The organism is Mycobacterium sp. 1081908.1 (assembly GCF_001673535.1).
In the GTDB taxonomy this organism is placed as follows: Bacteria; Actinomycetota; Actinomycetes; order Mycobacteriales; family Mycobacteriaceae; genus Mycobacterium.
On sequence record NZ_LZLY01000022.1, the window covers coordinates 1 to 16556 of the forward strand.

General features: G+C 69.5%; 21 protein-coding genes. 8 read left to right on the forward strand and 13 right to left on the reverse strand.

Features of this window, described 5'->3' with window-relative positions; translation table 11 throughout:
• Positions 1 to 198: 198 nt before the first annotated feature.
• Positions 199 to 831 (forward strand): TetR/AcrR family transcriptional regulator, encoded by a 633-nt coding sequence (locus A5655_RS03970; RefSeq protein ID WP_067005796.1) that lies wholly within the window; start codon positions 199 to 201, stop codon positions 829 to 831.
• Complete coding sequence (locus A5655_RS03975; protein WP_067005799.1) at positions 828 to 1484, forward strand: enoyl-CoA hydratase-related protein; 657 nt, start codon at positions 828 to 830, stop codon at positions 1482 to 1484. Before A5655_RS03970 ends, A5655_RS03975 begins: the two co-directional genes overlap by 4 nt.
• A 3-nt stretch (positions 1485 to 1487) precedes the next feature.
• Here A5655_RS03975 and A5655_RS29340 read toward each other — a convergent pair whose 3' ends face one another.
• Together A5655_RS29340 and A5655_RS03985 are read right to left on the reverse strand one after the other, a co-directional pair.
• Positions 1488 to 1856: a ClpX C4-type zinc finger protein gene (locus A5655_RS29340; protein ID WP_067005801.1), complete on the reverse strand. Its 369-nt coding sequence runs from the start codon at positions 1854 to 1856 to the stop codon at positions 1488 to 1490.
• Between the two features lie 118 nt (positions 1857 to 1974).
• The gene (locus A5655_RS03985; RefSeq protein ID WP_067005803.1) at positions 1975 to 2322 is read right to left on the reverse strand and encodes a hypothetical protein; all 348 of its coding nucleotides are present in this window, start codon (positions 2320 to 2322) and stop codon (positions 1975 to 1977) included.
• Positions 2323 to 2436: 114 nt separating this feature from the next.
• Here A5655_RS03985 and A5655_RS03990 point away from each other — a divergent pair, with 114 nt between their 5' ends.
• Positions 2437 to 3198 (forward strand): Rv3717 family N-acetylmuramoyl-L-alanine amidase, encoded by a 762-nt coding sequence (locus tag A5655_RS03990; protein ID WP_067005805.1) that lies wholly within the window; start codon positions 2437 to 2439, stop codon positions 3196 to 3198.
• A gap of 4 nt (positions 3199 to 3202) precedes the next feature.
• Here the strand turns inward: A5655_RS03990 and A5655_RS03995 are convergent, their stop codons facing one another.
• From A5655_RS03995 to A5655_RS04005, 3 genes are all read right to left on the reverse strand, one after another.
• The gene (locus A5655_RS03995; protein WP_067005806.1) at positions 3203 to 3919 is read right to left on the reverse strand and encodes a cutinase family protein; all 717 of its coding nucleotides are present in this window, start codon (positions 3917 to 3919) and stop codon (positions 3203 to 3205) included.
• 85 nt (positions 3920 to 4004) lie between these two features.
• Positions 4005 to 4304, reverse strand: a complete 300-nt coding sequence (locus A5655_RS04000) for a DUF202 domain-containing protein (protein WP_067005808.1) — start codon at positions 4302 to 4304, stop codon at positions 4005 to 4007.
• Positions 4301 to 4654 carry a YidH family protein gene (locus A5655_RS04005; protein WP_067005810.1) on the reverse strand — a complete coding sequence of 118 codons (354 nt, stop codon included), beginning with the start codon at positions 4652 to 4654 and terminating at the stop codon, positions 4301 to 4303. Before A5655_RS04005 ends, A5655_RS04000 begins: the two co-directional genes overlap by 4 nt.
• A 59-nt stretch (positions 4655 to 4713) precedes the next feature.
• On the opposite strand from A5655_RS04005, the gene A5655_RS04010 reads away from it, so the two are divergent.
• The gene (locus A5655_RS04010) at positions 4714 to 5421 is read left to right on the forward strand and encodes a haloacid dehalogenase type II (protein WP_082978460.1); all 708 of its coding nucleotides are present in this window, start codon (positions 4714 to 4716) and stop codon (positions 5419 to 5421) included.
• On the opposite strand, the gene A5655_RS04015 is transcribed toward A5655_RS04010, so the two are convergent.
• The 5 genes from A5655_RS04015 to A5655_RS04035 form a co-directional block, all read right to left on the reverse strand.
• Positions 5418 to 5909, reverse strand: a complete 492-nt coding sequence (locus A5655_RS04015; RefSeq protein ID WP_067005812.1) for a hypothetical protein — start codon at positions 5907 to 5909, stop codon at positions 5418 to 5420. The two genes, A5655_RS04010 and A5655_RS04015, sit on opposite strands and share 4 nt — an antisense overlap.
• A gap of 10 nt (positions 5910 to 5919) precedes the next feature.
• The gene (locus tag A5655_RS04020) at positions 5920 to 6459 is read right to left on the reverse strand and encodes an ester cyclase (RefSeq protein WP_067005814.1); all 540 of its coding nucleotides are present in this window, start codon (positions 6457 to 6459) and stop codon (positions 5920 to 5922) included.
• Positions 6460 to 6629: 170 nt separating this feature from the next.
• Positions 6630 to 7058 (reverse strand): hypothetical protein, encoded by a 429-nt coding sequence (locus A5655_RS04025; protein ID WP_197508588.1) that lies wholly within the window; start codon positions 7056 to 7058, stop codon positions 6630 to 6632.
• A gap of 3 nt (positions 7059 to 7061) precedes the next feature.
• Positions 7062 to 8357, reverse strand: a complete 1296-nt coding sequence (locus tag A5655_RS04030; protein ID WP_067005816.1) for a cytochrome P450 — start codon at positions 8355 to 8357, stop codon at positions 7062 to 7064.
• Between the two features lie 12 nt (positions 8358 to 8369).
• Complete coding sequence (locus tag A5655_RS04035) at positions 8370 to 8717, reverse strand: MmpS family transport accessory protein (RefSeq protein ID WP_067005818.1); 348 nt, start codon at positions 8715 to 8717, stop codon at positions 8370 to 8372.
• Between the two features lie 77 nt (positions 8718 to 8794).
• Here A5655_RS04035 and A5655_RS04040 point away from each other — a divergent pair, with 77 nt between their 5' ends.
• Positions 8795 to 9880 carry a dihydrodipicolinate reductase gene (locus A5655_RS04040; RefSeq protein ID WP_067005820.1) on the forward strand — a complete coding sequence of 362 codons (1086 nt, stop codon included), beginning with the start codon at positions 8795 to 8797 and terminating at the stop codon, positions 9878 to 9880.
• A 106-nt stretch (positions 9881 to 9986) separates the two neighbouring features.
• The gene (locus tag A5655_RS04045) at positions 9987 to 11690 is read left to right on the forward strand and encodes an Hsp70 family protein (protein WP_067005822.1); all 1704 of its coding nucleotides are present in this window, start codon (positions 9987 to 9989) and stop codon (positions 11688 to 11690) included.
• Between the two features lies 1 nt (position 11691).
• Here the strand turns inward: A5655_RS04045 and A5655_RS04050 are convergent, their stop codons facing one another.
• The 3 genes from A5655_RS04050 to A5655_RS04060 all read right to left on the reverse strand — a co-directional run bounded on the left by A5655_RS04050 (position 11692) and on the right by A5655_RS04060 (position 14296).
• Positions 11692 to 12147, reverse strand: a complete 456-nt coding sequence (locus A5655_RS04050) for a hypothetical protein (protein ID WP_067005824.1) — start codon at positions 12145 to 12147, stop codon at positions 11692 to 11694.
• A gap of 72 nt (positions 12148 to 12219) precedes the next feature.
• The gene (locus tag A5655_RS04055; protein WP_067005826.1) at positions 12220 to 13326 is read right to left on the reverse strand and encodes an SAM-dependent methyltransferase; all 1107 of its coding nucleotides are present in this window, start codon (positions 13324 to 13326) and stop codon (positions 12220 to 12222) included.
• A gap of 13 nt (positions 13327 to 13339) precedes the next feature.
• Positions 13340 to 14296, reverse strand: coding sequence for an SDR family oxidoreductase (locus A5655_RS04060; RefSeq protein ID WP_067005828.1), 957 nt, complete (start codon positions 14294 to 14296; stop codon positions 13340 to 13342).
• 47 nt (positions 14297 to 14343) lie between these two features.
• Between A5655_RS04060 and lnt the strand changes: the two genes are divergently transcribed.
• Entirely contained in the window at positions 14344 to 15834 is a 1491-nt protein-coding gene (gene lnt, locus A5655_RS04065; protein ID WP_067005830.1) for an apolipoprotein N-acyltransferase, read from the forward strand.
• Positions 15831 to 16556 carry an SHOCT domain-containing protein gene (locus tag A5655_RS04070; RefSeq protein ID WP_067005832.1) on the forward strand — a complete coding sequence of 242 codons (726 nt, stop codon included), beginning with the start codon at positions 15831 to 15833 and terminating at the stop codon, positions 16554 to 16556. The genes lnt and A5655_RS04070 overlap by 4 nt, the downstream gene beginning before the upstream one ends.

Consider the following 16556-nt stretch of genomic DNA (forward strand, 5'->3'; position numbering starts at 1 on the left):
CAACACCGCGCTCGCCCAGATGGTGCTGCGCCTGGCGGCCGACCTGCCCATCGAGATCGCGGACCGCAACAAGCGCGCCTTCGTGACCGCCGGCTCGATCCTGTGCGCCGCGCAGCGCCAATGCGACCTGGCGGCGCCGACGCAGGCCTGACGAACGCCCGGTAGATAACAGAGCGGACGCTCTGTTATCCTTGCGAGGTGCCCCGCCCTCGCGTCCATGACCAGGATCAGATCCTTGATGCCGTGGAGTTGTTGGCGGCGGAGTCCGGGCCCGCCGCCGTCACGATCCGCGCGATCAGCGACGCGACCGGCGTGTCCAACGGCGCGCTCTATCACTCATTCGGTTCGCGCGCCGGCCTGGTGGGCCGCGCCTGGTTGCGGGCCGGGCACCGATTCCTTGCCGCACAAGGCGAATTGATCGACGCCGCGCTCGACGGCGACCCCGCCGCCGCGGTGGTGGCCGCGGCCGAGGCGCCAGCGGTGTTCGCCGAACAGCATCCGCACTCGTCGCAGCTGGTGCTGACGGTGCGCCGCGAGGAGCTGCTGGGACCCGACACCCCGGCCGAGATCGCCGCCCAGTTGCGCGATCTGGACCGGTTGTTGGTGGAGGCGATGATCCGGCTGGCCCGCGCCCTGTGGGACCGAAAGGACGCCGCGGCCGTAGACGCCATCACCATGTGCATCGTCGACCTGCCGACGGCAATCCTGTTAAACCGCAACCGAATCCACGATCCCGACGCCCGAGAACGACTGCGCGCCGCGGTACGCGCCGCGCTGGCCGTCGGGCCACCGCCGTTGCGACGCCGAAGCACCGAAAGGAACACGAAATGACACCCACACTGATCTGGGACGACAAGATCGCCGTCGTCGACCTCGGCGAGGACGAGAACCGATTCTCGCCAGAGTTTCTCGACGCCATCAACGTCCACCTGGACGAGATCGAGGCCGCCGGCGCGCAGGGCCTGGTCACCACCGGGCGCGGCAAGTTCTACACCAACGGGCTGGACCTGGACTGGCTCGCCGCCCACGGCGACCAGACGCAGTCCTACGTCGGACGGGTGCAGGCCTTGTTGGCCCGCGTCCTGACCTTCCCGCTGCCGACCGCCGCCGCGGTCACCGGACACGCCTTCGGCGCCGGCGCCATGCTGGCGATCGCCCACGACGTGCGCGTGATGCGCGCCGACCGCGGCTATTTCTGCTTTCCCGAGGTCGACATCCGGATCCCGTTCACCGACGGCATGGCCGCGCTGATCCAGGCCAAACTCACCCCGCGCGCGGCGGTCGCGTCGATGACCACCGGGCGACGCTTCGGCGGGACCGAGGCCGTCGAGTTCGGCATCGTCGACGCCACCGCGGGCGAGGGCGAGGTGACCGCGGCCGCCACCGACCTGGTGCGGCCGTTGGCCGGCAAGGACCCCGGCACGCTCGGCGCGATCAAGCAGACCATGTTCCGCGCCGCGGCACAGGCTCTGACCAACGCCTGATACCTATTCGCCGGCGAAGCGCTCCCACGCCGACTGGCGCGTAATGCCCAGCGTCTGGCCGATTTTCGCCCAGGTGACCCCGCGCCGGCGCAGCTCAGCCACCCAGGCGCGCAGGTCGGTCTCGACCTGCTGGGCCACCACCGCCATGCGGGGGATGTGGTCGAGCATCTGCTGATCGCTCCACGACTCCCAGATCGGCATCCGGAGTTCGTTCGGCTTGTCGCGGAACTCGTCGATGATGGCCTGGGAGAGGTCGATGCATTCGTTGCAGATCTGCACGCCCGGCCCGGCGACCAGCTTGTCGACCTCGGCGTTGGACTTGCCGCAGAACGAGCACCAGATCTGCGCGGTCTGCTTGGTGGTCGGGCTCATGGGGACTCCCTGGGTTGTCAGGCTCCGCCTGACACGGTACGACGTCAGGGTCGGCCTGACAAGGGGCTAGCGGCGAGGTTCTGCTCGGCGATAAGCGGTGGGGTCCTGGGGGATTTCCTCACCCGTAATGCGGGACGTCGGGGGCGTCGGATTCAAGGCGCTCGAGCAGGTCCTTCACGGCAGTCGTGATGTCCCTGAGTTCCTTGAAATGTGTGCTCGGCGCGGCATCGTCCTGCTGTATTTTCGCCAAAGTTTCAGTCAGGCCTGCCGGGAGAGACGCGGCGGCGTCCGCTGCATGCCGACCGATCGCTTCGACAGCCTCAGTCAACTCCGAGATCAGGAAGTCTTGCGCCTGGCGTTGCGCAAACTCGCTCGCGTTCTCTTTGGCCGCTAGACCGCTGTAGGACATCAGCCGGTTGGTCAGACCCGCGCGGGCTATCTCGATTCCCGCCTTGCACCAGAGCATGGCAGTGACACTACGGGCCGCGAGCGTAAGGCACCGTCAAATGCTCAATCTCGTGGGTTGCCCGGTTCCTCGGCAATCCGCGACATACGGTCAGCGATTGTTACCATCGCGCGGGTGAGTGATCGGCCCGTTTCACGGCGCGACGTCCTGAGGTACGTCGGCGTCGCGCCGGCGCTGCTCGGCGGCGCCGCGCCGGCCGGCGCGCCCCGCGCGGGCGCCGGCATCGCCGGCATGGGCGTCTTCCTCGACCCGGGCCACAACGCCGTGAACGACGCCTCGATCAACCGACAGGTCCCGAACGGCCGCGGCGGCACCAAGGAATGCCAGACGTCGGGCGCGTCGGCTGACGACGGCTACCCCGAGCACGCGTTCACCTGGGCCGTGGTCGGGCTGATCAGCGGTTCGCTCAACCAGCTGGGCGTGCACACCCAGCTGTCCCGGGACAACGACAGCTCCGTCGGCCCGTGTGTCGATGCACGCGCGGCGGCGGCCAACGCGATGCACCCCGACGCGATCGTGAGCATCCACGCCGACGGCGGCCCCGCCTCCGGTTCGGGATTCCACGTCAACTACTCCAGCCCGCCGCTGAACGACGTGCAGGCCGGCCCGGCCGTCCAGCTGGCGCGCACAATGCGGGATGCGCTGGTGCAGGCGGGCTTTCACCCGTCCACCTACGCCGGCTCGGATGGCCTCTACGGCCGCGCCGACCTCGCCGGGCTCAACCTGGCCCAGTACCCGGCGATCCTCATCGAGCTGGGCAATATGAAGAACCCGGACGAAGCCGCGCGGATGCAGACCCCCGACGGTCAGGCGAAGTACGCCGCCGCCGTCACGCAGGGGATCGTCGCGTTCCTCAACGCCAAGGGCCCGGCCTAGCGGCTCAGGTGCCGAAGCCGCCCGGCGTCCTGGCGTCGCCGCCGAGATGGCTGGCCGCGAAGGCCGCGCCCTTGTCGATCATCTGCCCGTCCGAGGCGTACGTGTTGTGGGCGGCGAAGTTCATCCCGTCCGAGCACACCGGGTCCTCGGGCGCGCACACCTTGATGGTCTTCGCCTGATAGAGCGGGCCGATGGCGACCGGGGGCTCGTTGAGGAAGTTCATCGCGCGGACGTTGGGCATGCCGAAGAGCACGACCGAGGAGACGTGGTCGGCGACGGCGGGGTCCATCGGTTTGGGCACGGTCGCGGGGTCGACGCCGTCCGGCACGGCGGAGGAGGTGACGAAGCCCATGACGGCCGCGCCCTGGGAGTAGCCGCCGAGCACCATCTTGGTGTTGGGGCAGCTCCTCGCCATGTCCTCGACGTGAAAGCCGGCGTCCTTGATGCCGTCGAGACCGGTGTCCCAGTCGTTGCTGGCGGGGTAGTTGACGGGATAGACGTCGAGCGATCTTCCGCCGATTCGCGAGCGCAGGTTGTCGACGAAGGCCTGCCCGGTCGGACCGACGCCGGGGTCCTCGCCGGTGCCGCGGGCGAAGACCACCTGGACGTCCGGGCATCGGGCGGAGGCCGGGGGGAGGGCGGGCGCGACGACGGCGGCGCTGATACCCGCCACCGCGGCCGCCGCGGAAACAGCGAAGCGAGGGATGTGACGCGTAATCATGCCAGGTTATTTACCAGGATGAGCAGCGCCCAAACCTGGGAATTTCCTTGAACTTTCATAATGTTTTGCTGGTCGAGCCACCGCGCTAGACCAGCTGGGCGACCATCGTCACGACGATGAGCGCCAGCACGGCCGCCCCGATGCCGTACACCTGCCGGCGCGGGGTGATCCGCGGCGGCAGTGGATGCCGCTGCAGCGTGCGCTGGCGTTGCAGCGCGATCAGGTAGGTGCCCAGCGCGACCGCGGCGGCCAGAAAGGCGGGGACCAACTCCCACGGCCCGACGGGGCCGTGCAGGTTCTTGATCGTCAGCAGCGCGCCGTTGGCCAGGAAGGCGAAGGCCGTCCGCGTCCACGCCAGCGTCGTCCGGTCGGCCGGGTCGTTCAACCGGTGACCGCCTTGGCGATCACCAGCCCGATGGCGACCAGCCCCACCACGCTGAGACCCACCGCGAGGTAGGCCGGGGTGGGATGGCGGGGCAACGGCTCGCCGTGCCGCATCGCCTGGTCGGCCTGCCGCCAGCGCACCAGCCCCATGCCGCTGGTGAGGGTCGCCAGCACGGCGAGCCCGATGCCGAGCGCGCGTCGCGCCCCGGGGACGGCGAGCTCGGGAACCAGCTGCACCAGGGCGACCGCCGCGGCGAGCAGGCCGAGCGCGGTGCGCTGCCAGGCCAGGAAGGTCCGCTCGTTGGCGAAGGTGAAGCGGTAGTCGGGCTCGCGCTCGTCAGGTTCGGCCACGAACTACCCCGCCTCGGAATGGAAGGTCAAGCGTTTCGACGTCGCAGATTTTAGCCTGCATGATGAGCCTCGTGGTCAAGGCGCTGTTGTTCGACGTGCAGGGCACGGCGACGGATTTTCATTCGACCGTGTGCGACGAGGCGGCGCGGATCAGCGCGGGGCGCTACCCGGGCGTCGACTGGCCCGACGTGGTCCGGCGTTGGCGCGCAGGCTACTTCGCGGCGTTGGAGACGGCGCAGGGGAGCGGCTGGGTCTCGGTGCACTCGGTGTATCGGCGCGCGTTGGACGCCGTCCTGGACGACGGCGGGATCGCGGGGTTCTCGGACGCCGAACGCGAGGAGCTCACCCTGGCTTGGCAGCGGCTCAGGCCGTGGCCGGACGTGGTGCCCGGGCTGACGCGGTTGAAGCGCGGGTACACGCTGGCCACCCTGTCGAACGCCGACGTGTCAGCGGTGGTCAACATCTCCAAGCGGGCGGGTCTGCCGTGGGACGCGATCTTTGCCGCCGAGATGGCCGGGGTGTTCAAGCCCGACCCGGTGATCTATCGCATGGCCGCGACCTATCTGGGCCTGCATCCCGCTGAGATCATGATGGTGGCCAGCCACAAGTACGACATCCGCGCCGCGGGAGGGCTGGGTTTTGCGACGGCCTTCGTCGCGCGCCCGCTGGAGTTCGGGCCCGGCGGCGACGCCGACGTCGCGTACTCCGACGAGTTCGACGTCAACGCGTCCGACTTCCTGGACCTGGCAGCGCAACTCGGTTGTTAGCGGCGCGCCGAGGCTGTCAGCGGCTGGCCGTTGGCGGATTCCAGCAGGCAGATGACGGTGCTCGGCGTGAGATCGGCGCCGGTCCGGTCCTGGTTCGAGTCGATGAGGAACGTGATCGAAAACGGGCTGCCGTCCACGGGCCGGCCGGTGTAGGGGGCGAATCCTTCGTTGCAGTCCTTGTTGGCGACGATGGCGACGGCCTTGTCGACGGCCAGGGGACCTCTGAGATACACCTCGGCCAAATGCGGTGTGGCGCAGTCGACGGCGGTGACGGTCACCCGGCTCAGATCGATCGGCGGAAGGTCGGCCACGCACTCGCCGACCTGCGGGTCGATCCATTTCACGGTGTGTGAGCTCAGCTTTGTGGCCGTCGTCGCGGACGGCGTCGCCGTCGCGTGTGGGGTGATTGTGTTTCGGGCTGGGTCGGAACCGCAGGCGGCCAGCAATGCGCCGGCGGCTAGGCCGCATACCGCGTAAAGGGCCCGCATGCGGTGCAGTTTACGCGGAAGTCAGTGCCGGGTCCGGCTTTTCGGGCGACATCGACAGGAAGCCGCGCACACACCGCGCGGCCAGCAACCAGTTCGCAGGCTTCTTCATGTTCAGCCCGCCCAGCAGCTGCTTGATCATGGTCAGCGTGTCGAAGTAAATACGTTCGCAGACAAGCGTTTCGGTGTCGTCGAACACGAAGTAGGCGTTCATGCGCACCCGGAACCGGCTGCCGGTGGGCGGGACCTTGCCGAGATATCCGCGATGCGTGCCCATCAGCCAGAACTCGACGATCACCGCGTCGGCGCTGTGTCGCAGCTTGATGATCTCGTGGTCCTGATCGGGGAACGCCGTCCTGGTGTACACGTAGTAGCCGCGCACCGCCTCGTCGCCGTCGTGGACGACCATCTGCGGGATCAGCTCGTAGCGCGGGTGCGGGAACGTCGCCAACACGTCGTCCCACGCCTGGCGGACCTCGTCGTGAAAGTGGTCGAGCACGAGCTTCTCGCGGGCTGCGAGCACGTCGGGGGCGGGAAACGCGGGAATGGTCACGCTGGTGAGCCTATGGCGCGTCGGCTCGCGAGAGAACGGCTATCCACGAATCGCCTTGCACCCGGCGCTGTCAATGGGGTGTGGCTGTCTCGGAATTTGATAGCGCATGCGCTATCAAGTTTGAACGGGATATATCCCTTCCGGCAGCCGCGGTCGCCCGACGAGAGCGGCTACCACCGCACCAGCGAGAAGGGGTAGGTGTTCACCCCGTCCGGGGAGCCGCCGCAGCCCGTGGCGAACGTCGACTCCACCTGGCCCTGCAGCGTCACCGCGTCCCAGGAATAGACGTCGTGCGAGGGAAGGAACTGCACCACGCAGCGCACGCCGTCGGGGACGTCGACGGCCAACGTGTAGCGGCCGCCGGACAGATACGCCTCCCCGTCGTAGGGCGCCGCCTGCCCGTTGGGTTGCGGAACCGCCGACACGTGAACGCATCCCGCCCGGTCGCCCACGCACTGCCGGACCGACCACATCCAGATGTGGCCGGGATCCCGGTTGGTGTCCACCTTGTAGTTGCCCAGCGTCATGCCCGCATGGGCGGCCGGCGCCAGCGCCAGCGCGGCGACGGCGAATACAACGCTTACCGCGAATCTCTTCACCGCTCAGCTCCTCGGCGTCCACGCGACCGGCAACCTCTTGATGCCGTGGATGAATTGCGACAGCAGCATCGCGGGTTCGTCGACCGCGACGATGTCGGGGATCTCGCGCCGCAATTCGTCGAAGACGACCCTGATCTCGCGGCGGGCCAGGTTGGCGCCCAGGCAGAAATGCGCACCGCCGCCGCCGAAGCCCAGGTGCGGGTTGGGGTCGCGGGCGACGTCGAACATCCACGGGTTGGCGAACTTTGACTCGTCGCGGTTGGCCGAGTTGTACCACAGCGCGGCTTTGTCGCCGGCCGCCATCTTCACGCCGCTCAGCTCGATGTCGCGGGTCAGGGTGCGCCGCATGTAGACCACGGGGGAGGCCCACCGCACGATCTCCTCGACCGCGGTGGGGGCCAGGCCGTCGTAGTCGGCCCACCACTTCTCCCGCTCGTCGGGGTAGCGCGACAGCGCCAGCACCCCATGGCTGATCGCGTTGCGCGTCGTCTCGTTGCCCGCGACCACCAGCAGGATGAAGAACGACGCGATCTCCTGCGACGTCAGCCGCTCGCCGTCGACCTCGGCCTCCACCAGGCTCGTGGTCAGGTCGTCGTGGTGGTTGACGCGGCGATCCTCGGCCAGCGCGGTGGCGTAGGCGCCGATGTCCATCGAAACCTGCGTGAATTCCCCGAATTCGGTCGACAGGTCGGGGTCGCCGAACCCGAGAATCACGTTGGTCCAATGGAATACGCGCTGATGGTCCTCCTCGGGGATGCCCATCATGTCGCAGATGATCTGCAACGGCAGCGGCCCGGCGAGCTCGCCGACCAGATCGGCCTCGCCGTCGGGATGGTTGGCGATCAGCGACGCCACGAGCCGGTGCGCCCGCTCGCGCACCGACGCCTCGATGCGGGCCACCACCTTTGGGGTGAACGCCCTACTGACGATCGAGCGCAGCCGTTGGTGTCGCGGATCGTCCGTCACGATCATCGAGCCGAAGTACTCGGCCAACTCCGGCATCTGGTCGCCGATCGTGATGCCGCCGGCGGAGCTGAAGACGTCCGGATGGCGGCTGGCGTAGTGCACGTCGTCCAGCTTGGTCAGCGCCCAATACCCGGGGCCGGCCTCGAAGCCCTCGTACTCGACGGCCGGCCAGAACGAGATCGGCGCCTCGCGGCGCAGGGTGGCGAAGGCGCCGTCGCGGTAATCGTCGCCGAGCCCCCAGAATTCGAGCGACTCGAGATGAATGTCGGCCAGTGGGATCTCGGGCGGCGGAGTCCCATTCGCGCGAGTCGCGATACCTGTCTTAAGTGGCACGGCGGGCCGTTATCAGTGCGTGCACACGGTTCGGGCCGGCGTCCCCGTCGTCGCCGTCGCGTCGCTCACCACGTTGCCGTCGAGCTTGATCTTGCACGAGATCGGCCCCGGCCCTTGGGCGCTGAGCGCGAAGACCTCGCCGCCGAATCCGGTGAACTGCGTCGACCAGGGCAGCTTGGCGTTCACCGCGCGCAGCTGGCCGTTGTCGGTTTGATACGAGATGTATTCGGCGACGGCCGGTCCGCTCACCTCGTAGGTGACCCTGGGGTTCTCGGGGATGGCGCTGGCCACGCCGCTCCCGTTTGCGAGCCCGACTCCGATCGCCAGCAGGACCGACGGCCCGCGCAGATGACTGGTCATGGTTTCACATCGTGTCACCACGAACATGGCCTGGTCTATAGGGTGAACCGGGGGCCTTGATGCTCAGGAAGGTGTGTATGTCGGGACACGACCCAAAGCGCGTGGTGGTCTGGGGCACCGGATTCGTCGGCAGCATGGTGATCGCCGAGATCGTCAAGCATCCACTGTTCGAGTTGGTGGGCGTCGGCGTCAGCAACCCCAACAAGGTCGGCCGCGACGTCGGCGACATCTGCGGGCTGTCCGAACCGGTGGGCGTCACCGCGACCGACGACGTCGACGCGCTGATCGCGCTGCGGCCCGACGCGCTGGTGCACTACGGCCCGACGGCGATGCACGCCGACGCCAACATCGCGCTGATCACCCGGTTCCTGCGCGCCGGCATCGACGTCTGCTCCACGGCGATGACGCCGTGGGTCTGGCCGACCATGCACCTCAACCCGCCCAACTGGATCGAGCCCATCACCGAGGCCTGCGAGCTGGGCGGATCGTCGTGCTTCACCACCGGCATCGACCCGGGTTTCGCCAACGACCTGTTTCCCATGACCCTGATGGGCGTCTGCTCGGAGGTGCGCCGGGTCCGCGCGTCGGAGCTGCTGGACTACACCAACTACGAGGGCGACTACGAGGTCGAGATGGGCATCGGCCGCGAGCCCGAATACAGCCCGATGCTGGAACACCCCAGCGTGCTGATCTTCGCGTGGGGCGCCACCGTGCCGATGATCGCGCACGCGGCGGGCATCATGCTCGACGAGATCACCACCACCTGGGACAAGTGGGTGACGCCCACCGAGCGCACCACGGTCAAGGGCGTCATCAAGCCCGGGCACGTCGCCGCCGTCCGGTTCACCATCAACGGCATCTACCAGGGCGAGACGCGCATCCAGCTCGAGCACGTCAACCGGATCGGGAACGACGCCGCCCCCGACTGGCCGTCGGGCCACGACAACGACGTCTACCGGGTGGACATCGAGGGGACCCCGAGCATCTTCCAGGAAACCGCGTTCCGGTTCACCGACGGCTCGGGCCGCGACGCGGCCACGGCCGGCTGCCTGGCCACCGGGATGCGGGCACTCAATGCGGTCCCGGCGGTCAACGACCTGCGGCCCGGCTGGGTCACCCCACTCGACCTGCCGCTGATCGCGGGCGCGGGCTCCATTCGCTGACCGGGCGGCGGCTGCCCCGTTATACAGCTCACGCATAGCATGCGCAGAGACTGGCTATAGGTTCTGGCGGCACGATTTAGGTGCCGCTGACCTTGGGGATTGATAAATGGTGGATAGTGCTAGGCCCGCGCTGGGCTTGTCGATTGGTTCCACCAACCTCGCGGCCGCGACCGCCAACCTCGCGATCATGCGCAAGCCGGTCCTCACGCTCTATCGCCAACGCGCGCCCGAGGTGGGCGTGCCCTCGGAAAACCCCAGGCTGGACGAGCCGGGCGTGGTCGTCGCCGGCTTCGTGGACCGGATCGGGGACCCGGCGGGAATCCGGGCCGCCGACGGCTCGGTGCACCGCAGCGACGCGCTGATCGCCGACGCGATGCGCGCCCTGGCGTACGCCGCCACCGGCGGCCGCCCGCTGCCCGACGGCACCGCGGTGACCTATCCCGCCCACTGGTCGGACCAGGCCGTGCATGCCCTGGGCGTCGCGCTGGGCGGCGTGTCCGAATGGTCCGATCCCGCCAAGCCGCTGGTGCTGATCCCCGATGCCGCGGCGACGCTGTTCGCGGTGCGGGCCAACCCGGGCATACCGGAGCGCGGCACCGTGGCCGTGTGCGATTTCGGCGGCAGCGGCACCAGCGTCACGCTGATGGACGCCGCCGGCAACTACCGGGCCCTGGCCCCGACCGTGCGGTATCGCGACTTCTCCGGGGACATGATCGACCAGGCGTTGCTGACCGCCGTCATGGCCGACGCGCCGAGCGTCGGCTCGCTGAGCCCGCTGCGGAGCGGATGCCGCGGTGCCAAGGAGCAGCTCTCGTCGGACACGGTGACCACCCTGAGCGTCAGCGACATCCGGCTCACCAGAAGCGAAGTTGAGGACGCGATCCGCGGGCCGCTGACCAACTTCGTGGCGGTGCTGGATGATGCGTTGCGCCGCAACGGGATTCGCGATCTCGCCGCGGTGGTTTCGGTGGGCGGCGGGGCGAACATCCCGGCGGTCGCCACGACGCTGTCGGGACATTTCCGGGTCCCGGTCATCACGACGCCGCGGCCCCAGCTGGCCGCCGCCGTCGGGGGCGCGTTGCGGGCCGCGTGGGATCCCGCGGAAAGCAGCGCGACCGTGCTGATCCCGGCCGCCCCGGCAACCGCGCCGGCACCGGCGATGGCGACGGCGACCGCGCGGGCGTGGCCGGGGCGTCGCGGCGGTGGGATCGCGACGGCCGAGGCGCCCGCGACGGGGACGTCGCCCGCGGTGGCGTGGTCGGAGGCCACCGGCGCCGGCCCCACGTCCGGGAGCCCGGCGCCGAAGCACGACCAGCCCGAGCCCTCGCCCGCGGAACCCAAGAACTCTGGCCGGCTGTGGCGCCGGCTGGCCTTGGTGGTGATCATCGGCGCCTTGTTGACGATCGCGGTGGTGGGCGCCGCGATGGCCATTGGCCTGGGGTCCAGCGACAAGCCCGCGACGACGCCCGGCGGGAACACGACTCCTGCTTCGCCCGCGCCGTCCTCGGCGCCGCCCGCCCCGGTGACCCAGGCGCCGCCCCCGCCGCCGAGCGTCGAGCCGAATGCGCCGCCCGCGACGGATGCGCCGAGCCCCGCGCCGCCGGCCGCTCAGGAGTCGGTTCCGGCGCCAGCGCCCGCCCCGGCCGCACCGCCGGAGCCACCGCCCGCGGCGGCCGCGCCGCCGATACCGCGGATCCCGCGAATCCCCGCGATTCCCGCGCTGCCACCCATTCCCGGGATCAACGAGCCGATCCCCGGCTTCCCTGAGATCCCGACGCTATTGGGTGAACTCGCTACGCGCGTTCACTGAATCAGCTTCCGGTGGGCCGCTTTTCGCCTTTGTTCTCCTCGGCCGCGGCCTTCTTCAGCTCCTCGTTCAGGGCCTTGTCCTTCTCGATCTGCTCCTGGTGAGCCTCGGGGTCTTTGCCCTCGTCGTCCTTCTGGTCCGAGCCGGCTTCCTTCGGGTCCGAGTCGGCTTTTGCGCCGGCATCCTCGGAGCCGGCGTCGTCGGGCGTCTCGCACTTCGGGTTGCCGTCCTCATCCAGCCAATCGTTGACCGCGGTGCCCGTCACCATCGCGGCGGACCCCGGCAGCACCAGGGTGGGACGGTCTTCGTAGGCCGTCATCATCTCGGCGGCCTTTTCCTTGTGCTCCTCGTTCGGCTCCGGCTTTTCGGTTTGCTGCCGATCGTTTTCGTTGCCCGACTCCTGGTCGGTTGCCTGCTGGTCTTCTTCCTGGCCAGTTTCTTTGTCGTCCTGCACGCTCATGCACGTACCCCCTTGGAGTCGCAGCGACTATCCCCGGGGGTTACCCGCTGCCGCGGCGTGCCGAAACGCTCGTCACTGCGATCGGCCGCGCTTGACCAGCACCACCGAGGCGATCGGGATTCGCATGGGCTCGGGCGCGCTTGACAGACGTCCAGCAACGGCGGCCTCCAACTGCTCGACGAACGCGGCCGCCCGCGGGTCACCGGCACCCCCGTTTAGCCCGCTCACCAGGGCCGGAAAGAGCGCGGCCCGCGCGAACGCCGCCCATTGCGCGCCGAAAGCGTTTGCGTCGTCGTCAATTTGGAGGCGGGCCCAGAATCGGTCCTCGGCGTTGAACGTCTCGAGGTGTTCGATGGTCAGGCCTTCGAACCGCCCGCTCGGCGCGAACGGGGCGCGAAAGTCCTTCTCGCCGCGGGCGAATGTGGGAATGACCATGCGGCGCCGCTCGTCCTCGTCGAGCAGGCCGTCGCGCGCCTGCTCGGCCAGCGCCGCGACGATCGCGTCGAGCAGCGGCCTGAAGCCGGACGTGCCGTCCTCGTCGACGGCCGACGTCATCACCACCAGCCGCCCCTCGGGAACCAGCTCGCGGCCCCGGAACGCGACGAAGTCGTGCCAGTCGACGGCGGCCTGGTGCGCGTAGGCCGCCCGCGCCGCGTCGTCGCTGGTGTAGCCGACGTGCACGTGATCGTGCAGCTCGCAGGGGATCCGGCTCACCCACTGCGTCGCCCACGACGTCCAGCCGAGGTTGACCGCGTTCGACGGCAGGATCTGGCCGTAAAAGGACCGCCCGATCGCCGAGACGAAACTTGTTGTGTCCGTGTGCAAGTAGCTGTCCGGGTCGTCGGACAGGGTCCGGAACAGCGTGGAGAAGTCGTTGTCCGGCACGTCGGTGTGCGCCACCAGGATCGCGTGGTCGTGGCGGGTGCGCCGGCGCAGCACCGCGATGCCGGCCGACAGCGGCTTCAGCGAGTTGTGCCCGTTGGCGGCGCCGTAGTCGGCGATGACGATCGGCTGGGGAGCCGCGGGGATGGGCACCTGTTCGGCGGCGCGCTCGAACAGCGCGATGCCCTGGGCCAGGCCGGCGGCCTGCAGCCGGGACGACTGGGTGTAGGTCGCGCTGTCCGTCGGCTCTGGCCGGACCACGATGCTCGACTCGGGGAGTCGACGTTCCGGCCGCATGCACCAACGATAGTCAGTTGGTCGTCGGGTAGCTGACCCCGGTGAGCTGCTCGGAAAGCTCCCAGAGTCGCCGGCAGTCGTCCTCGTTGCGGGCGAGCTTGGGCACCCGGGCGGGCGCGACCCCGCCGCCGGCCAGCTCCTGGAACCCGCGGGGCCCGTAAAACGCGCCGCCCTCGGCGCGCGGGGCGGCGGCCGCGTACAGCGCCGGCAGGATCCCCGCGTCGATCTCCTGCCACAAGAACGGCGTGAAACGCCAGGACGCCTTGTACAGCCGCTCCATCAGCGCGGGCCTTTCGCGGCCGTGCGAGGGACCGGCGATCTGCAGGTTGGTCTTCGTCAGGCCGGGGTGCGCGGCGTTGGACACGATGCCCCAGCCGCCCGCGCGGCTGCGCCGGTCGAGCTCGAGGGCGAACATCAGCACCGCCAGCTTCGACTGTCCGTAGGCCGACATCGCGGCGTAGGACTTCTCGAACTGCGGGTCGTCGAAGTGAATCTTGCCGCTCTGGCGGGCGGCGAGGCTGCTCAGCGAGACGACCCGGGCGCCATTGGCGGCGCGCAACAGCGGGAGCACGTGCCCGGTCAGCGCGAAATGGCCGAGATGGTTGCTGCCGAACTGCAATTCGAAGCCGTCGGCGGTGGTGTCGCGATCCGGTGGCGTCATGACGCCGGCGTTGTTGATCAGGATGTCGATCGGGCGGCCCTCGGCGTTGAGCTGTTCGCCCAGCGCGGCGACGGAGGCCAGCGACGACAGGTCGAGGGCCTTGATGGTGAGCTTGGCGTCGGGAACCGCGGCGCGGATTTCCTCGATCGCCTTTTCCCCTTTGGCGCGGTTGCGGATCGCCATCACGACGTCGGCGCCGGCGGCCGACAGGCGCCGGGCGAGCCCGAAGCCCAGACCGCTGTTGGCCCCGGTGACGATTGCCAGCTTGCCCGACAGGTCGGGAACCGTGGCGACGAGATCGTTGGCCATGCGTATCACTCCTTGGTCGGTATCAGCCCCGTCCTAGTCTGCTCTTTGTGTCGCGGTCAGCGAACCCCTGCGGCAATCTGATCGCCGCGTCGGTGCTCGGCGCGCTGCCCGCGCTCGCCTTCCCCGCGCCGACGTGGTGGTGGCTGGCCTGGGTCGGCCTGGTGCCGCTGCTGTTGGTGGTGCGGGCGGCGCCGTCCGGGTGGGCGGCGGCCGTGCGGGCCTGGTGCGGTGTCGCCGGGTTTGTGCTGGCCACCCAGTACTGGCTGGTCACCAGCATCGGGCTGTTGCTGGTGCTATTGGCCGCTGGGCTGGGTGCGCTGTGGCTGCCGTGGGGGTGGCTGGCGCACCGGCTGTTGGCCGCGCCCGTCGGCCCCGGGCGAACTGTCGTGGCAGTGGTGGTGTTGCCCAGCGCGTGGGTTGTGGCCGAAGTCGTGCGGTCCTGGCCGCCGCTGGGCGGTTCGTGGGCGCCGCTCGGCGCCTCGCAGGCCGCCCAGCCCGTGACGCTGGCGTCGGCGTCGCTGGGCGGGGTATGGCTGACGAGTTTCCTTGTGGCCGCGTGCAATACGGCCGTCGTCGGGGCGCTGGTGCACCGGGGCACTTTCGGCCGTGCCTTGGCGTTGGGGTGCGCGGTGGCGTGCGTCGCGGTCGGCCCTTTGTGGTACCTGCTGAGCCATTTCCCGGCCGGGAGCGCGACGGCGCGTGTGGCGCTGGTTCAGCCCGGCGACATCGCCGACTCCGGCGAGCGCGAGGCGGCCGGGGAGGCGCTGACCGGGGGGCTCGCCGGCGCGCGGCTCGACCTTGTTGTCTGGGGTGAAAGCAGCGTGGGATCCGATCTCGCCGGCCACCCGGAGGTGTTGGCCCGGCTCACCGACCTGTCGCGGCGGGTGGGCGCGGACCTGCTGGTCAACGTCGACGCGCCCGCGCCGGGCGGCGGGATCTACAAGACGGCCGTGCTCGTCGGGGAGCGCGGCGTGTTGGGCAGTTACCGCAAGACCCGGCTGGTGCCGTTCGGCGAATACGTCCCGCTGCGACCGCTTTTCGGCTGGATCACCCGCCACAGCCGGGCCGCCGCCGAGGACCGGCAGCGCGGGAGCGGCCCGGTGGTGCTGCACGCGGGCGACCTGCCGATCGGGCCGCTGGTCAGCTACGAAACCCTGTTCCCCGACATGGCCCGGCGGGAGGGGCGCCTCGGCGCCGGCTTGCTGGTGTACCAGAGCTCCACGTCGTCGTTCCAGGGCAGTTGGGCGCAGCCGCAGCTGGCCGCACAGCCCGCGGTGCGCGCCGTCGAGGTGGGCCGGCCGGCGGTGCACGTGGGATTGTCCGGCGACAGCTCGGCCTTCGACGCGCGAGGCCACCGCCTGGTCTGGTGCCGGTCGGGATTCCGGGGGGTGACCGTCGTGGCGGTGCCGTTGGCGTCGACGGTCACGCCGTACCAACGGTTGGGGGACTGGGTGCCGGTGCTGGCATTGGTGATCCTCGTCGGCTTTGCGGCTTTTCGCTGGCATCGCCTGGCCCGCGGTGCCACACTGCGTGGATGACCAGCAGACGGCTCGCGAAGATTTCGCTGTCGGCCGCCGTCGCGCTGATGGTCGTGTCGGTGGGCGGCTTCATCGTCGCGCTGGTGCTCAACCTGTTTTTTCTGGACAAGTACAACGCCTACGGCGAGGTGCCGATCCCGGGGTCGAACAGCCTGTACCTACCCGCCGGCGAGGTGACCGTCAGCCTGCACGCCCTCGTCGTCGGCAGCTCAAACGGGGGCCTGCCGGTGCCGCCGCTCGGCGTCACGATCGCGCCGCCCGAGGGGGTCGCGCAACCGGCCGTCAACGAAAACATCGGCAGCACAACGACGGTCAACAACGACGCGCACGTGCGGGTGTGGGTGGCGCAGATTCCCGTCGCCGGAAACTACAACATCACGACCGACGGCCAGGTCAACGGATACATCAACCCGCGACTGGCCTTCGGCCACCAGAGTTCCTACGGCTTTCTGGTGTGGCTGTTCGTCGGCCTGTTCGTGGTGGGACTGGTCGATTCGATCCTGTCGGGCATGTGGCTGTCTCGCACCCGGCGCAAGGCGGTGGTGGCGGCCAACCCGTTCTACCAACCGCCCGCGCCCGTGTCGCCGACGGCGCCGGTGGAACCCGGTGACGAGGGGATTCGCATCGAGCGGCTCAAAACGCTGGCGGCGCTGCGGGATTCCGGCGCGTTGACGGCGGAGGAGTTCGAGGCCGAGAAGCGCCGCATCCTCGGGGGATACTGA

Excerpts from the sequence above, each read along its gene's own strand:
- A5655_RS03975 (WP_067005799.1), top strand. The coding sequence starts at position 828 with ATGACACCCACACTGATCTGGGACGACAAGATCGCCGTCGTCGACCTC.
- A5655_RS29340 (WP_067005801.1), bottom strand. The coding sequence starts at position 1,856 with ATGAGCCCGACCACCAAGCAGACCGCGCAGATCTGGTGCTCGTTCTGC.
- A5655_RS03985 (WP_067005803.1), bottom strand. The coding sequence starts at position 2,322 with ATGCTCTGGTGCAAGGCGGGAATCGAGATAGCCCGCGCGGGTCTGACC.
- A5655_RS03995 (WP_067005806.1), bottom strand. The coding sequence starts at position 3,919 with ATGATTACGCGTCACATCCCTCGCTTCGCTGTTTCCGCGGCGGCCGCG.
- A5655_RS04010 (WP_082978460.1), top strand. The coding sequence starts at position 4,714 with ATGATGAGCCTCGTGGTCAAGGCGCTGTTGTTCGACGTGCAGGGCACG.
- A5655_RS04015 (WP_067005812.1), bottom strand. The coding sequence starts at position 5,909 with ATGCGGGCCCTTTACGCGGTATGCGGCCTAGCCGCCGGCGCATTGCTG.
- A5655_RS04035 (WP_067005818.1), bottom strand. The coding sequence starts at position 8,717 with ATGACCAGTCATCTGCGCGGGCCGTCGGTCCTGCTGGCGATCGGAGTC.
- A5655_RS04040 (WP_067005820.1), top strand. The coding sequence starts at position 8,795 with ATGTCGGGACACGACCCAAAGCGCGTGGTGGTCTGGGGCACCGGATTC.
- A5655_RS04045 (WP_067005822.1), top strand. The coding sequence starts at position 9,987 with ATGGTGGATAGTGCTAGGCCCGCGCTGGGCTTGTCGATTGGTTCCACC.
- A5655_RS04050 (WP_067005824.1), bottom strand. The coding sequence starts at position 12,147 with ATGAGCGTGCAGGACGACAAAGAAACTGGCCAGGAAGAAGACCAGCAG.
- A5655_RS04055 (WP_067005826.1), bottom strand. The coding sequence starts at position 13,326 with ATGCGGCCGGAACGTCGACTCCCCGAGTCGAGCATCGTGGTCCGGCCA.
- A5655_RS04060 (WP_067005828.1), bottom strand. The coding sequence starts at position 14,296 with ATGGCCAACGATCTCGTCGCCACGGTTCCCGACCTGTCGGGCAAGCTG.
- A5655_RS04070 (WP_067005832.1), top strand. The coding sequence starts at position 15,831 with ATGACCAGCAGACGGCTCGCGAAGATTTCGCTGTCGGCCGCCGTCGCG.